The organism is Curvibacter sp. CHRR-16 (assembly GCF_018474005.1).
GTDB lineage: Bacteria > Pseudomonadota > Gammaproteobacteria > Burkholderiales > Burkholderiaceae_C > Allorhodoferax.
The window spans coordinates 312033-327163 of record NZ_JAHCSH010000003.1; the positions used below are offsets into that span (position 1 = coordinate 312033).

The window sequence follows — 15131 nt, forward strand, 5'->3', positions numbered from 1 at the left end:
AACCCCATACTAGCAAGAAGCAGGCGTGCTTTAGCCGCTTTTGTCATGGGATCCCGCCGATAGAATCACTGCATGACAAGCAGTACACCGACTTGGAGCGCGGCCATGGCCGATAGGGCCTTGCAAATGGCCCGCGATACTTTCGCCATAGAGGCTAGTGCAGTGCAAGCATTGCAGCAGCGCATAGGCCAAGGTTTTGTCGACAGCGTGCGTGCCATCCTCGCACTACAGGGGCGAGTGATCGTCATGGGCATGGGCAAGAGCGGACATGTAGGGCGCAAAATAGCGGCCACCTTGGCGTCTACGGGTACTCCTGCGCAGTTTGTTCATCCCGGTGAAGCCAGCCATGGCGATTTGGGCATGGTCACCGCCCAAGACATGGTCATCCTTATCTCCAACAGTGGCGAGTCACAAGAATTGGCTGCCATCTTGCCCGTGCTCAAACGCTTGGGCGTGCCCTTGGTGGCTATGACGGCCAAGCCCCAATCGAGTTTGGCCCGCTTTGCCGACTATTGGATAGACACAGCGGTAGACAAAGAAGCCTGCCCCCACAACTTGGCCCCCACCGCCAGTACCACGGCACAAATGGCCATGGGCGATGCACTGTCCATGGCTTTGCTCGACGCTCGTGGCTTCAAGCCCGAAGACTTTGCCCGCTCGCACCCCGGTGGGGCCTTGGGCCGCAAGCTCCTCACCTTGGTGAGCGATGTGATGCGCCATGGAGATGCCGTGCCGCGTGTGCCGTTGTCCGCCACTTTCAGCGAGGTAATGCGTGAAATGAGTGCCAAAAACTTGGGTGCTACGGCCGTGGTGGACGATAGCGGTGCATTGCAAGGCATATTCACCGATGGCGACTTGCGCCGCCTGATCGAAAAAGGCGAAGACCTGCGAGTAAAAACCGCCGCCGAGGTGATGAAAGCCAAGCCCTACACGGTGTCGGCGCATGCTCTGGCAGTGGATGCCGCTAGCATGATGGAGCAGCGTCGTATCAATTGTGTTTTGGTACTGGATGGACAAGGGCAGCTCTGTGGTGCGCTCAGTAGCCACGATTTGATGTTGGCCAAGGTGATTTGATGCCCCAGCATTTCAACCAACGCTTTTCCCCCGCCGTGCTGCAGCGCGCAGCCAGCGTGCGCGTATTCTTCTTTGACATTGACGGCGTGTTCACCGATGGTGGCTTGCTGTTCACCGAAACGGGAGAAACCATCAAACGCTTCAACACCTTGGATGGACATGGCATCAAACTCTTGCAGCAGGGGGGGGTGGTGCCGGTAGTGATCACGGGACGTGATTCGGCCCCGTTGCGCAAGCGGCTCAGTGCCCTGGGTGTAGAGCACGCCTACTTTGGAACGGAAGACAAAGGGCCTGCTGCCACCGATGCCCTGCAGCGTTTGCAGCTTGAGTGGTCCCAAGCCGCAGCCATGGGGGATGACTGGCCTGACTTGCCCGTGATGCGGCGTGTTGCCTTGGCCTGTGCGCCAGCCAATGCCCATCCTGAGGTACAGGCCGTGGCCCACTACAGTACCCAAGCCATGGGCGGGCATGGTGCCGTGCGCGAAGCCTGCGATTTGGTGTTGCAGGCTGTGGGTGCCTATGATCGCTTGCTTGGGGCGTATCAGCAGTGACACTTCGCATGGCACGAATTTGGAGCATGGCGCTGGACAAGCTGGTGTTGTCCGTGCCTTTGCTGGTCATGGCTGCGCTGGCCTTGGGCACTTACTGGCTGGTGCGCAATACCCCACCACCAGCGGTTGTGGAGCCAGAACCCGTGCGTGGGCATGAGCCCGATTACTACATGAAGCAGTTCGCCATCCGCACCTATGACGACAAGGGGGCATTGCGTTCTGAGATTACCGGTGAGGTGGCCAAGCACTTTCCCGATACCAAATGGATTGAGATTGACGGCATCCGCATCCGCTCGGTCGATGCCAAAGGCCGTTTGAGCGAGGCCCAAGCCGACCATGGCTTGACCGATGACCATGCCAACGAAGTGCAGTTGATCGGCAAAGCCAGCGTCAAGCGCCAAGACCAAGCCTCCGTCAATGCCCCTAGCATCGAATACCACGGCGAGTTTTTGCACGTGTTCTTGAAGGCCGAACGCATCCGCTCCCACTTGCCAGTGGAAATTCGCCGCGGTAACGATCGTTTTACGGCCGACACGCTGGACTACGACGACGTCGAGCGCCAGTTGCTGCTCAAAGGCCGGGTGCGTGCTACCCTGCAACCTCAAAAAACCACGCCTTGACGCTAGCCGGCAAGGCATTGCTAGTTACTGCCATGTTACACACAGCCCCTTCTTTAGCCCCACTCGTGTTCATCACCGGCGCGTCCAGCGGTTTGGGGCAAGCCATGGCCTTGCAGTATTACCGTGCTGGCTACCGCTTGGCACTGGTGGCACGGCGCGTGGATGCCATACAAGACTGGGCCAGCAGCCAAGGGCTAGATGCACAACGCTGGCAAAGCTATGCAGCCGATGTGTCCCATACCGACAGCATCGTGCAAGCCGGTCAGCAATGCCTGCAGCAACAAGGCGTACCCGATGTGGTCATTGCCAATGCCGGTATCAGCATTGGCATGGATACACGCGAGCGCACTGACTTGGATGTGATGACCCAACTCCTGGCTACCAACAACGTGGGGCTGGCGGCTACTTTTCATCCTTTTATAGACGGCATGGTGCAGCGCGGTAGCGGTGCGCTAGTGGGCATTGCCAGCGTTGCTGGTATACGTGGCTTGCCTGGTCATGGTGCTTATTGCGCCAGCAAAGCAGCGGTGATTGCCTATTGTGAATCCTTGCGCGGCGAATTGCGTGGCTCCGGGGTGCGTGTAGTGACCCTCCTGCCTGGCTACATAGACACGCCGTTGACACGGCAAAATCGCTACAGCATGCCGTTTCTGATGACTGCAGAGGCATTTGCGCAGCGTGCAGTGGCCTCTATTGCCCGTGGAGACTCCTATCGCGTCATACCATGGCAAATGGGCATAGTGGCCAAACTGCTGCGCGCTTTGCCCAACGGGCTCTATGACAAAGTGTTGGCTGGGCGTCCGCGCAAGCACCGCCAAGGGCAGCAGACCAGCCAGTAATTGGGGTAATAAAAAAGGCTCCCGATAGGAGCCTTTGTCAGCATGGCTGCCAGTGTGGCAACCCATGGGGCAGTGCTTAGTAGCCGCCGCGGTCACCGCCGTAGCCACCGCGATCACCACCGAAGCCGCCGCGAGAACCGCGGTCGCCACCGAAGCCACCACCACGGGGGCCACGATCGCCACGGTCACCACCGCCGCCGAAGCCACCACCACCACGGGGGCCACCAAAGCCACCAGTGCGGGGAGGACGGGGTTCCATAGGACGGGCTTCGTTCACTACCAGACCGCGACCACCGATTTGTTGACCGTGCATGGCATTGATAGCAGTTTGTGCTTCAGCGTCAGACGCCATTTCGACAAAACCAAAACCCTTGGAGCGGCCAGTGTCACGTTCCATCATGACTTTGGCGCTGGTAACGGTGCCGTGGGGAGCGAAAGCCTGTTGCAGGTCGTTGTCGCGGAAAGAGTAGGGCAGGTTGCCCACATAAAGTTTGTTGCCCATGAAAGGACTCCTGAAAAAAATAAAAACGCGATGGAGTCCTGACCCGCTACCGAACAATCCGTTAACCAGAAGAGACGCGATACCGACTATTCACCGCACACCCCTTGCGCGCGCAATAAACCACCCGCAAAGGCGCAGCCCATTATGAACGACTTTTGCCGGTGTGGAATTTTTTTTGCGACTATTTGTGTTAAAAGTATCTCAATTGGTTGATGCAAGCCCTAATTGCACGGTACAGCGGCTTGCTATACTCCTAAACATAACAGCGCCGAATTTGCTCCGCTTGCGGGCGCTTTAACAAATGCAGCTAAACACGGGATTGACCACCTCCAGACCCGGTTAGCTGCTTTCAGCCACCGGGTTTTTTGTTTTTTATGCTCATAGCAACACCACAAACCATGCACTTTGAGGCGCCTTTGCCACTGCAAAGCGGCGCCAGCATCCGTGGCTACAGCTTGGCCTACGAGACCTACGGCACCCTCAATGCCGACAAGTCCAACGCCGTGCTGGTGTGCCACGCGCTCAATGCTTCGCACCACGTAGCCGGTGTGTACGAAGGCCAGCCCCACAGCGAAGGCTGGTGGGACAACATGATTGGCCCGGGCAAGCCGGTGGACACCAACCAATTCTTTGTCATCGGCATCAACAACCTGGGTTCGTGCTTTGGCTCTACTGGCCCCATGCACACCAACCCCGACACTGGACACGTATACGGCGCAGATTTTCCCGTGGTGACGGTGGAAGATTGGGTGAATGCCCAAGCCCGCCTGATCGACGCCTTGGGCATTGAAAAACTGGCCGTGGTACTGGGGGGCTCGCTGGGCGGCATGCAGGCCCTGAGCTGGACGCTGCAATACCCCGAGCGCATGGCGCACGCCGTGGTAGTAGCCAGTGCCCCCAACCTGACGGCGGAAAACATCGCCTTCAACGAAGTGGCGCGGCGCGCCATCGTGACCGATCCGAACTTCTTCAGTGGCCACTTTTACCAATACGGCGTGGTGCCCAAGCGCGGGTTGCGCATCGCCCGCATGATTGGCCACATCACTTACCTGAGCGATGACGTGATGAACGAAAAGTTTGGCCGTGAGCTCAAAGACGCCGTGCTAGCCAATACCAATGGCTACAAATACAGCACGCAGGAGATGGAGTTCCAAATCGAGAGCTACCTGCGCTACCAAGGCGACAAATTCGCCGAGTATTTCGATGCCAACACCTACCTGCTCATCACCCGCGCGCTGGACTATTTCGACCCCGCCAAGGCCTATGGTGGCGATCTGAGCGCTGCTTTTGCCCGCGCCCAGTGCCAGTACATGCTGGTGAGCTTCACCACCGACTGGCGCTTTAGCCCCAAGCGCAGCCGCGAGCTGGTCAAGGCCCTGTTGGATAACCGCCGCAACGTGTCGTATGCCGAGATCGATGCCCCCCACGGGCACGACGCCTTCTTGCTCGATGACGAGCGCTACATGGGTGTGATGCGCTCCTATTTTGATAGCATCATAGCCAAGCTGGGAGCGGCTGTATGAGCGATATGCAAATTATCCGAGCACTGGCCGATTTGGTGCCCCACGGCTCGCGTGTGCTCGACCTAGGCTGTGGCGACGGTGCCATGCTGGACTACCTGCAGCGCGAACGCGGCTGCACCGGCTACGGCGTGGAGTTGGACGACGCCAACGTGCTGGCCTGCGTGCAGCGTGGCGTGAACGTGCTGCAACTCAACCTGAACGATGGCCTGTCCATTTTTGAGGACGGCAGCTTTGACGTGGTGCTGCAAATAGACACCATCCAGCACCTGCGCAATGCCGAGCAAGTGCTGCTGGAAACCGTGCGCGTGGGGCGGCTGGGCATCATCGCCTTCCCCAACTTTGCCCACTGGCCCAACCGCCTGAGCGTGCTGCATGGGCGCATGCCCGTGACGCGCCGCCTGCCCTACCAGTGGTACGACACGCCGAATATACGCGTCGGCACCCATGCCGACTTGGCCGAGTTGGCGCAGAAAAACGGCCTGCGCATCCACGACAGTTTTGGCTTGCAGCAAGGCGGTGTGGTGCGTTGGCTGCCCAACTGGCGTGCTGGGACCAGCGTGCATGTGCTGAGTCGGTAGGGTAACGCATGCCAGTGCGATGCGTTAGGCTCCTGCGCAGCTTGCACAAGGAGTGATATGCCCACCCCCGGATTGCGTTTCGCTGCTAACCTGAGTTTTCTCTACCCTGAGCTGCCATTTCCCCAGCGCTTTGCCGCGGCGGCTGCGGATGGCTTTGTGGGGGTGGAGTACCTGTTCCCGTATGCCCACCCGGCGCGGGACATGGCGCGCTGGTTGGCCGATGCGGGGTTGGAGCAGGTGCTGTTCAACGCGCCGCCTGCTGGGCACACGCACGACGCCATGGTGGCAGCGTGGGACTTGGGCGAGCGCGGCACGGCTTGCTTGCCGGGGCGCGAGGCGGAGTTCCGCACTGGGTTTGCGCTGGCGCTGGACTATGCCCACACCCTAGGTTGCCCGCGTGTGCATGTCATGAGTGGCTGTGTGCCCAGTTCTGTGTCCCGTAATGGTGGTGCGGCGGTGAGCAGCTTGGCCTTGCGCGACACCTTGCTGGAAAATTTGGCGTGGGCCTTGCCGCAAGCGCAAGCAGCAGGGGTGACGCTGCTGCTGGAGCCACTCAACGGGCGCGATGTGCCGGGCTACTACCTGCGCAGCCAAGCGCAAGCCCATGCCATCGTGGAGCTGCTGGGCAGCCCTGCGTTGCAGGTGCAGATGGACCTGTACCACTGCCAAATCAGCGAGGGCGATGTGACCGCCAAGCTGCGCCAATACCTGCCCACTGGTCGCGTGGGGCATATCCAGATCGCCAGCGTGCCCGAGCGCCAAGAGCCCGATGGCGGTGAGCTGCACTACCCCTACGTGCTGGGCGTGCTGCAAGAGCTGGGTTACCGCGACTGGATAGGCTGCGAATACCGCCCCCGTGGTGGCACCCACAGCGGCGCCACATCGGCTGGGTTGCAGTGGCTGCGCACGCCTTCGTAGCGTTGGCAGGACTATCATCCAGCACTGATTTATTTGTGAGGCTACCTATGACCGCACGCCCTCCCTTTACCGCCGCCCAAAGCGCGCAAATCCTCTCTGACGTCAGTGCCCGCTGGGATGGCGACATCGTGGCGCGGCTGCAGGACTACATCCGCATACCGGCCAAGTCGCCCATGTTCGATGCGCAATGGCAGACAAGCGGCCACTTGGACACCGTGGTGCGCCTGACCGCGCAGTGGATAGAAGCGCAGAAAGTGCCCGGTCTGCAGCTGGAGGTGGTGCGCCTGCCCGGACGCACGCCGGTGCTGTTTTTTGAAGTCGCTGCCAGCCAGCACCACAGCACCCAGACCGTGCTGATGTACGGCCACTTGGACAAGCAGCCCGAGTTCGATGGCTGGCGCAATGACCTGGGCCCGTGGACGCCCAAGTACGAAGACGGCAAGCTCTATGGCCGTGGCGGCGCGGACGATGGCTACGCTGCCTACGCCGCCATTGCCGCTATCCAGGCCTTGCAAGCGCAGGGGCTGGGGCATCCGCGCATCGTGGGTTTGATCGAGACCTGCGAAGAGTCTGGCTCGTTTGACTTGGGTGCCTACATCGATGCCCTGCGCCCCCGCTTGGGCGATGTTGGGCTAGTGGTGTGCTTGGATTCGGGCGCAGGCAATTACGACCAGCTGTGGCTGACCAACAGCCTGCGCGGCATGGTTAGCGGGGTGCTGCGCGTGGACATTCTGACCGAGGGCGTGCACTCGGGCGATGCCAGCGGCCTCGTGCCGTCGAGCTTTCGCATCATGCGCCAGGTGCTCGACAGGCTGGAAGACAGCACTACGGGGCGTTTGCTGCCCGCCAGTTTCCACTGCGAAGTGCCTACCGAGCGCCTGAGCCAAGCGCGGGCGGCGGCCAGCATTCTGGGCGACGAGCTGTACAAGCGCTTTCCGTGGGCGCACTATGACTGCGGTGGCTCCACCGCTTTTGCCCTGCCCACCACCACAGATCCGCTGGAAGCGCTGCTCAAGCGCACCTGGCAACCCACATTGAGCGTGACCGGGGTGGAGGGCATGCCCGACCTGACCAATGCGGGCAATGTACTGCGGCCCTACACCGCTTTCAAACTCAGCCTGCGCCTGCCCCCGCTGATGGACGCAGCCAGTGCGGTGCAGGAGCTCAAAACCCTGTTGGAAGACAACGCGCCCTACCAAGCCAAAGTAACGTTCGAGGCCAAGTCCCACGCTACGGGCTGGAACGCGCCCAGTAGCGCCGACTGGTTCGAGGCAGCGGTGCAAAGCGCCTCGCAGACCTACTACGGCGCAGCAGCGGCTTATATCGGACAGGGTGGAACGATTCCGCTCATGAACATGCTCTCGCAAGCCTTTCCCACCGCGCAGATGATGGTGTGTGGCGTGCTGGGCCCCAAGAGCAACGCCCACGGCCCCAACGAGTTCCTGCACGTGCCCTACGCCCGTCGCCTGACAGCCGCCGTGGCGCAGGTGATGAGCCAGTTACCTTGAATCGCCCGCCATGACCCGCACCACACTCCAACTCAAGCCGTCTGCCAAGGCAGTGCGCAAGGCACCGCCCCGCCAGGCGACGATCACACGGTCGGCCCCTAAGTCTTTGCCGGATACCGGTGAGCGCCTGTCCAAAAAGGTCATGCTGCTCCAAGGCTGCTCCCGCAAGGAAGCCGAGCAATACATCGAAGGCGGGTGGGTGCAAGTCAATGGCGTGGTCGTGGAAGAACCCCAGCAACGAGTGGATCGGGAAACCATTACCGTGGACGCTAATGCCAGCCTGATGGAGCAGGTCCCGGTCACCCTGCTGCTGAACAAAGCTCCCTCGGCCCATGCGCGTACGCTGCTGATCCCTGCCAACCATTGGGCCAGTGACCCCACGGACATCCGCGTGCTCAAGCGCCACTTCCACCATCTCCAATCCGATGTGGCACTGGAAAACGATGCCTCGGGTTTGGTGGTCTTCACCCAAGACTGGCGCACCACCCGCAAGCTCACCGATGACATGGCCACGATGGAGCACGAGTTTTTGGTGGAGGTACAAGGGGCAGTAACGCCCGATGTGCTTAAACCCATCAGCCACGCGCTCCAAGACGAGCGCAGGGACTTGCCCCCGGTCAAGGTCAGTGTGAACAGCACCACCCCCGAGTCCAGCCGCCTGCGCTTTGCCATCAAGGGCTCACATCCGGGACTGATTGCCTTCCTGTGCGAGAAAGCCGACCTGCAGATTCTGGCTATGAAGCGCATCCGGCTGGGGCGCGTCGCCTTGGCCGATCTGCCGATCGGGCAGTGGCGCTATTTGGCGAGTGGGGAGAGGTTTTAATGACGCACGAGACTGAACACACTGCCGCATCGGCATCGGTCACCACCATGCACCGACCGGACGGGACGGCCTGTCTGGTTCGCCACTGGAGGGCGGCTGCACCGCGTGGGGTGGTGCTCATGGTGCATGGGCTGGGGGAGCACAGTGGCCGTTATGCGCATGTAGCGCAGCGCCTGTTGCAATGGGGCTATAGCGTGCGTGCTTACGACCAGTGGGGCCATGGTCAGAGTTCTGGATCGCGTGGCGGATTGCCCTTGGATTCTCAGCTACTGGACGATTTGGCTTGGCAAGTGGATGAGGCCCGTGCTGCCCATCCGGGGTTGCCGCTGATTCTGCTCGGTCACAGCATGGGTGGATTGGTGGTAGCGCGCTTTGTGGGCTTGCGCTTGCGCCCGGTCGATGGCTTGGTGCTGTCTTCTCCTGCGCTCAACCCCGGGCTCAATCCCGTGCAAAAGCTGTTGGTGGCGGTGCTGCCGCGCCTGCTACCCAGTTTGCGCGTGAAAAACGGCCTGCAGGTCAGCCACATTTCGCACGACGAACAGGTGGTGGCCCAGTATGTGGCCGATCCCTTGGTGCACCCCTATATATCGGCCCGGCTGGGCGCGTGGATTGCTGCGCAAGCTCCACTGGCCGTGGCCAGTGCCAGCAGCTGGAGCGTGCCCACGCTGCTGCTGTACGCCGGGGCCGACAAATTGGTCAATGCACAAGGCAGCCGCGACTTTGTCCGACTAGCGCCCAGCAGCGTGGTGCAGAGCCAGTGCTTTGATGGCCTGTACCACGAGATATTCAACGAACGCCCGGAGTTGGCGCAGCCCGTGTTTGCGGCGCTGCAGGCATGGTTGGCAGCGCGCTAGTCGGTGCCTGTAACCCTTTTTTGACCTGAACCAAGGTATTGCCATGCCCCTGAGCCCCTACCTCGACACCTTCCCCCAAGTGGATGCAAGCGCTTGGGTGCACCCCTCTGCCCAAGTGATTGGCGACGTGACGCTGGGTGCTGACAGTTCGGTGTGGTGCAACACCGTGCTGCGGGGGGATGTGAACCGCATCCAGATTGGCCACAGCAGCAACATCCAAGACCTGACCATGGGTCATGTCTCGCACAAAAGCGCAGCCAAGCCGCAGGGCTCGCCGCTCATCATCGGCAATTACGTCACCGTAGGCCACTCGGTGGTGCTGCACGGCTGCACCGTTGGGGACGCATGCTTGATTGGCATGGGCTCCATCGTCATGGACGATGTGGTCATCGAGCCGCAGGTGATGTTGGGCGCAGGCAGTTTGGTGTCACCGGGCAAGGTGCTCAAAAGCGGTTATCTGTACATGGGCCGCCCTGCCGCACAGGTGCGCCCGCTCACGCCCGAGGAGGTGGCCTACCTCACGTACTCTGCTGAGCACTATGTCCGCGTGAAGAATAACTATCGAATCATCGGTGCTGCGTAAGTCCTAGCCAGTCTTGTCCATAGTCCTGCTGCCAGTGCGGAGATGGAGCACGCTTGCGCCAATGGTGTTGCGCTATCTGTAGACTTCTCCGCAATAAGGAGAACTGTATGTTGTTGGAACGTTGGACTGTGGGGCGACGCCTGTACGCAGGATTTGGAGTCGTGTTGGCGGTGCTCGTGGTGGTCACGCTGGTGGCCATGGTGAAGGTGAACACGATCGATACGGCCTTGCTCGCCAACAGCGAGGAAAACGTGCTGATACAGCGTTATGCGATCAACTTTCGGGGCTCTGCGCATGATCGGTCGATAGCGGTGCGCGATGTGGTGTTGGCCCGCTCCGAGCAAGACCGACAGCGTGAAGTCGAGCACATCAAGCAACTGGCGGATTTTTATGTGCAATCGGCCAAGCCCTTGGAGGCGCTGCTGGCCAAATCCGGCATCGATCCCAAGCTGCTCGACCTGTACAAAGACATCCGGGCCATAGAGCAAAAAACTGTGGCCACCACTCAAGCTATCGTGGCCCAAGTCGCGACCGATGAGGCAGGTGCCAGCGCTGCGCTGTGGCAGCAAGCCAAACCCCAGTATGTCCAGTGGCTGGCAGCGATCAACCAGCTTATCGATTACGAGGAAAGCAAAATCCAGCACGAAAACCAACTGGCCATGCACCAAGCGCACAGCTTTGTTGCGGTCATGCTGGTGGCTTTGTTGTTGGCACTGCTGCTCAGTGCGGCTGTGGCATGGTGGGTGGCGCGCAGCATCACGCGCCAATTGGGGGCCGAGCCAAGTGACTTGGCCTACGTCGCCGGCAAAGTGGCTGCAGGGGATTTGCAGTCCGTGGCTTTGTCTGAACAAGCCAGTGCGGGAAGTGTGATGGCTTCGCTCACCACCATGCAGTTGAGTTTGGCCAAGGTGGTGGAGCAAGTGCGCCAAGCCGCGCAAACTATTGGAATGAGTACCGCTGAGATAGCCACAGGCAACAGCGGCTTGCTGCAGCGCACCGAAGAGCAAGCGGGCAATTTGCAGCAAACCACCTCGTCCATGGCTGCCATCAACGACATCGTGCAGGCCAATGCAGCCTCGGCCCAGCAAGCTAGCACGATTGCCAGCACCGCCAGCCAAGCGGCAGAGCGGGGCGGGGCTGTGGTGGAGCAGGTGGTGAACACCATGCAAGACATTACCCAAAGCTCGCACAAGATCGCTGACATCATCGGTTTGATCGATGGCATTGCGTTCCAGACCAATATCCTGGCGCTCAACGCGGCGGTGGAAGCCGCACGCGCAGGCGAGCAAGGCCGTGGCTTTGCGGTGGTGGCAGCCGAGGTGCGCAACCTAGCCCAGCGCAGTGCGCAGGCGGCCCGCGAGATCAAAGGGCTGATCGATACCAGTGTGACTAAGGTGGAGCAGGGCTCGCATTTGGTGGGGGCGGCGGGTTCGGCGATGGCCGATATCGTGTCCCAAGTGCGCCGGGTGGCCGATTTGATGGCTCAGATCAATACCGCCACTGTGGAGCAAAACCAGGGCATCGCGAACGTGAGTGAAGCAGTGCGCCATCTGGATCAATCTACCCAGCAAAACGCGGCCATGGTGGAGCAAAGCGCCGCTGCTGCCGAAGGGCTGCAGCGCCAAGCCCAACAGTTGGCCCATGCCGTGGGGGTCTTCAAGCTCTAGCTGGAGTGCGAGGTACGCTGTTGGCGCTGTAGCCACCACAGCGCCGCAGCCATGAGCAGCATGAGGGGCAGGCTGCTCCAGTTCAGCAAGCTCCAGCCTTGGGTGATGACCAAGGCACCCGAGGCCAGTGAGCTCAGGCTCATGACGGCGAACACCGCGAAGTTGATGGCCGCCTGAGCGCGGTCTTTCTCTTCGGGTCGGTAGCTGGCCAGAGCCAGTGTGGTGCTGCCGGTAAAGAGGAAATTCCAGCCCACGCCCAACAAGGTGAGGGCGACGAGGAAGTGGTGCAACTCCACCCCGGCCAGCGCCACGGCGATGCACAGCAGGTTGAGCAGCACCCCCAGCGCCATGATGGGCAGTGTGCCCCAGCGTTTGATGAGATGGCCGGTGAAAAACCCCGGTGCAAACATGCCGATCACGTGCCACTCCAGCACCAGCGCGGCATCGCCAAAACCCAGACCGCACTGCTGCATGGCCAAGGGGGTGGCGGCCATGAGCAGGTTCATCACCCCGTAGCCCAGTGCAGCACCCAAGCACGCCACCACAAAAGTGGGTTGGCGGGCGATGGCCCACAGGCTGCGGCCATGGCCTTGTTGGCTGGTCGGCGTTGTATGCGCTGGAAAACGCATGCCCCACAGCACCAGCATGCCTAGCACCGACAGCGCGGCCAGCGCCAGATAGGCGGCCAAAAACGGGGTGCTCAACCACTGGCGGCTGTGGGCGGCCAAGTTGGGGCCGGCAATGGCACCCAGCAGGCCGCCAGCCAACACAAGGGAGACGGCTTTTTCGCGTGCGGCGGCGCTGGCCAGTTCGGCGGCGGCAAAGCGGTAGAGCTGGCCGTTGGCGCTGTAGTAGCCTGCCACCACAGTGGCTGCTACCAGCAGCCAAAAACTGTGCACGACCACCGCCCATGCCGCGGCTGCGCAGGCCAAGAGCGATACGAGCAGACCGAGCTGGAAGGACACTTTGCGCCCCCAGCGCATTTGCGAGCGGGCCACCAGCGGTGTGGCCAGCGCACCGCCCACCACATAGCCCATGACGGGCAGCGTGGCCATCCACGCATACGGTGCCATGGACAGGCCGACCAAGCCGTTGATGGCGATGAAGGTGACGTTGTTGGTCAGGAACAGGCCCTGCAGCGCCGTGAGCAGCCAGAGGTTGCGGTTCATGCTTGGGTCGCCAAGGTGAGGGCGGCCAAGGCCGCCGTTTCGGCGCGCAGCACGCGCGCACCCAGCGACACGGGGGCAAAACCGTGTTGCAGTGCCAGCGCCTCTTCGGCGGGGCTCAGGCCGCCTTCGGGGCCGGACAGGAACAACAAGCGTTGCGAGGGAGCTTGGGCTGACAGGCAGCGGGCCAGGGGCTGGCTGCCATCGGCCAGCGACAACAGGGCGTGCAGGGGGGGCGTACCTTGGTTGCCGCTGGGCGCTACGGTAGGCAGCCACTGGGCCAGCGTACGCACGGGCAGCACGGTGGGCACGCGGTTGCCGCCGCACTGTTCGCAGGCGGCAATCGCAATGCTTTGCCAGTGCTGCTGTTTTTTTTCGCTGCGCTCAGCCGACAGACGCAGCACGGTGCGCTCGGTCATCAGGGGCTGGATAGCGTGCACGCCCAGTTCGGCGGCTTTTTCTACCAGCCAGTCCATGCGCTCGTTGGCGGGCATGCCCACGGCCAGCGTCACGCTGCGCGTGGTGTCCGTGTCGGTTGGCGTGAAGCTGTCTACACGCACTTGCACGCTGCTGCGGCCCATGCTGAGGATTTCGGCCTCCCACTGGCCGTAGGGTTCCAAGCCGTTGAACAGGGTGATGGTCTGGCCGGGTTGCATGCGAAGCACTTGCACATGGCGCACGGCGCTGGCGGGCAAGTCCAGCGTGTGCTGGGCTTGCAGGGGGGTGTCGCAGTAGAAGCGGGGCATGGTGGGCTTACCAGTGGGCGACTTTTAGCGACCCATGACGAACACGTCTTGCTGCTGCACGCCTTCAATCTGCTCGATCAGGCGTGCCAAGGGGCGCAGCTCGCGGTAGCGACTGCAGGCGCTGTGCAGGTACTGGATGAAGCGGGGTGTGTCGGCCAAGTATTTGGGCTTGCCATCGCGCAGGGTCAGGCGGGCAAAGATGCCAGCCACTTTGAGGTGGCGCTGCACGCCCATCCACTCCACGCTGCGGTAAAAGTCGCCAAAGTCTTCGGGCACGGGCAGGCCAGCGCGGCGGGCTTTTTCCCAGTAGCGGATGGTCACGTCCAGGCAGAACGCTTCATCCCAGCTGATGAAGGCGTCGCGCATCAGGCTGGCTATGTCGTAGGTGATGGGGCCGTACACCGCGTCTTGGAAGTCCAGCACGCCCAAGCGTTGGTCGGGGTCGTTGGCGCGGGCCAGCATGAGGTTGCGCGGCATGAAGTCGCGGTGCACGTAGACGCTGGGGCTGGCCAAGTTGTTAGCGATGATGGCGTCAAAGGCGCTGTGCAGGATTTTGTTTTGTGCATCGTTCAGGGTGATGCCTTTGTGCGCTTGCACGTACCACTCGGGAAAAAGGTTGAGCTCACGGCGCAGCAGGGCTTCGTCGTAGGCGGGCAGCACATCGGGCGTAGAGGCTAGTTGCCACTGCACCAGCACGTCCACTGCTTGCAGGTAGTGGTCCAGTGGGGGGGCGGCGGCCTCAGGATCGAGTGCTGTCATCAGGGTGTGCTCGCCCAAGTCGGTCAGCAGCATGAAGCCCACTTCGGGCGACCACTGCAGCACTTGCGGGCCTTTTAGGCCAGCTTGTGTCACGAGTTCGGCGCAGCGCACATAGGCGTCGCAGCGCATTTTCTCGGGCGCTGCGTCCATGATGATGCGGCTGCCGCCATCGACCGTGTCCACGCGCAGGTAGCGGCGAAAGTCAGCATCAGCGGCAGCAAAGCGGGCGCTGCTGGGCACCAGTTGGTGGCGGTTGGCCACGCTGTCCAACCACAGGGCAAATGCGGCTGCGCGTTCCGGGCTGCTCCAGCTCAGAGAGCCTGGCAGGCAGGCAGGGGAGGGGGTGTCGGGGATGGAAGAGGGTGTGCTCATGGATAATCGATTCTACAAAGCCGCCTTGGCTCTATTTGCCCCATGTTC

Annotated in this window: 16 protein-coding genes; 12 read left to right on the forward strand and 4 right to left on the reverse strand. The window is 61.5% G+C overall.

The features are described 5' to 3' along the window. The first annotated feature begins 72 nt into the window (after positions 1-72). The 4 genes from KIK84_RS08325 to KIK84_RS08340 are packed head-to-tail and all read left to right on the forward strand — an operon-like array spanning position 73 to position 3084. A complete protein-coding gene (locus KIK84_RS08325) occupies positions 73-1074 on the forward strand; it encodes a KpsF/GutQ family sugar-phosphate isomerase (RefSeq protein WP_214122600.1) in 1002 nt (333 codons plus the stop codon). Beyond that, positions 1074-1625: a KdsC family phosphatase gene (locus KIK84_RS08330; RefSeq protein ID WP_214122601.1), complete on the forward strand. Its 552-nt coding sequence runs from the start codon at positions 1074-1076 to the stop codon at positions 1623-1625. Before KIK84_RS08325 ends, KIK84_RS08330 begins: the two co-directional genes overlap by 1 nt. 8 nt (positions 1626-1633) lie before the next feature. After that, positions 1634-2245: an LPS export ABC transporter periplasmic protein LptC gene (gene lptC, locus KIK84_RS08335; protein ID WP_214122602.1), complete on the forward strand. Its 612-nt coding sequence runs from the start codon at positions 1634-1636 to the stop codon at positions 2243-2245. A 32-nt stretch (positions 2246-2277) separates the two neighbouring features. Beyond that, positions 2278-3084, forward strand: coding sequence for an SDR family oxidoreductase (locus tag KIK84_RS08340; protein ID WP_214122603.1), 807 nt, complete (start codon positions 2278-2280; stop codon positions 3082-3084). Positions 3085-3160: 76 nt separating this feature from the next. Here KIK84_RS08340 and rbp read toward each other — a convergent pair whose 3' ends face one another. Next, entirely contained in the window at positions 3161-3586 is a 426-nt protein-coding gene (gene rbp / locus KIK84_RS08345) for an RNA-binding regulator (RefSeq protein ID WP_214122604.1), read from the reverse strand. Between the two features lie 374 nt (positions 3587-3960). Here rbp and metX point away from each other — a divergent pair, with 374 nt between their 5' ends. From metX to KIK84_RS08385, 8 genes are all read left to right on the forward strand, one after another. After that, positions 3961-5109, forward strand: a complete 1149-nt coding sequence (gene metX, locus KIK84_RS08350) for a homoserine O-succinyltransferase MetX (RefSeq protein WP_214122605.1) — start codon at positions 3961-3963, stop codon at positions 5107-5109. Then, positions 5106-5687: a methionine biosynthesis protein MetW gene (gene metW, locus KIK84_RS08355; RefSeq protein WP_214122606.1), complete on the forward strand. Its 582-nt coding sequence runs from the start codon at positions 5106-5108 to the stop codon at positions 5685-5687. The genes metX and metW overlap by 4 nt, the downstream gene beginning before the upstream one ends. Before the next feature lie 57 nt (positions 5688-5744). Further along, a complete protein-coding gene (locus KIK84_RS08360) occupies positions 5745-6605 on the forward strand; it encodes a hydroxypyruvate isomerase family protein (protein WP_214122607.1) in 861 nt (286 codons plus the stop codon). A 47-nt stretch (positions 6606-6652) separates the two neighbouring features. Further along, positions 6653-8113, forward strand: coding sequence for a M20/M25/M40 family metallo-hydrolase (locus tag KIK84_RS08365; RefSeq protein WP_214122608.1), 1461 nt, complete (start codon positions 6653-6655; stop codon positions 8111-8113). Between the two features lie 10 nt (positions 8114-8123). Next, a complete protein-coding gene (locus tag KIK84_RS08370; protein WP_214122609.1) occupies positions 8124-8936 on the forward strand; it encodes an RNA pseudouridine synthase in 813 nt (270 codons plus the stop codon). Then, positions 8936-9790 carry an alpha/beta hydrolase gene (locus KIK84_RS08375; protein WP_214122610.1) on the forward strand — a complete coding sequence of 285 codons (855 nt, stop codon included), beginning with the start codon at positions 8936-8938 and terminating at the stop codon, positions 9788-9790. The genes KIK84_RS08370 and KIK84_RS08375 overlap by 1 nt, the downstream gene beginning before the upstream one ends. 43 nt (positions 9791-9833) lie before the next feature. Continuing rightward, positions 9834-10373 carry a gamma carbonic anhydrase family protein gene (locus KIK84_RS08380; RefSeq protein ID WP_214122611.1) on the forward strand — a complete coding sequence of 180 codons (540 nt, stop codon included), beginning with the start codon at positions 9834-9836 and terminating at the stop codon, positions 10371-10373. Between the two features lie 107 nt (positions 10374-10480). Further along, positions 10481-12040 (forward strand): methyl-accepting chemotaxis protein, encoded by a 1560-nt coding sequence (locus tag KIK84_RS08385; RefSeq protein ID WP_214122612.1) that lies wholly within the window; start codon positions 10481-10483, stop codon positions 12038-12040. On the opposite strand, the gene KIK84_RS08390 is transcribed toward KIK84_RS08385, so the two are convergent. From KIK84_RS08390 to KIK84_RS08400, 3 genes are read right to left on the reverse strand one after another with little or no spacing between them, the layout of a single operon-like run. After that, positions 12037-13209, reverse strand: coding sequence for an MFS transporter (locus KIK84_RS08390; protein WP_214122613.1), 1173 nt, complete (start codon positions 13207-13209; stop codon positions 12037-12039). The genes KIK84_RS08385 and KIK84_RS08390 overlap by 4 nt on opposite strands. Then, positions 13206-13952, reverse strand: coding sequence for a 16S rRNA (uracil(1498)-N(3))-methyltransferase (locus KIK84_RS08395; protein WP_214122614.1), 747 nt, complete (start codon positions 13950-13952; stop codon positions 13206-13208). Before KIK84_RS08395 ends, KIK84_RS08390 begins: the two co-directional genes overlap by 4 nt. A 24-nt stretch (positions 13953-13976) precedes the next feature. Continuing rightward, positions 13977-15083 carry an aminoglycoside phosphotransferase family protein gene (locus tag KIK84_RS08400; protein ID WP_214122615.1) on the reverse strand — a complete coding sequence of 369 codons (1107 nt, stop codon included), beginning with the start codon at positions 15081-15083 and terminating at the stop codon, positions 13977-13979. Positions 15084-15131: the final 48 nt, after the last annotated feature.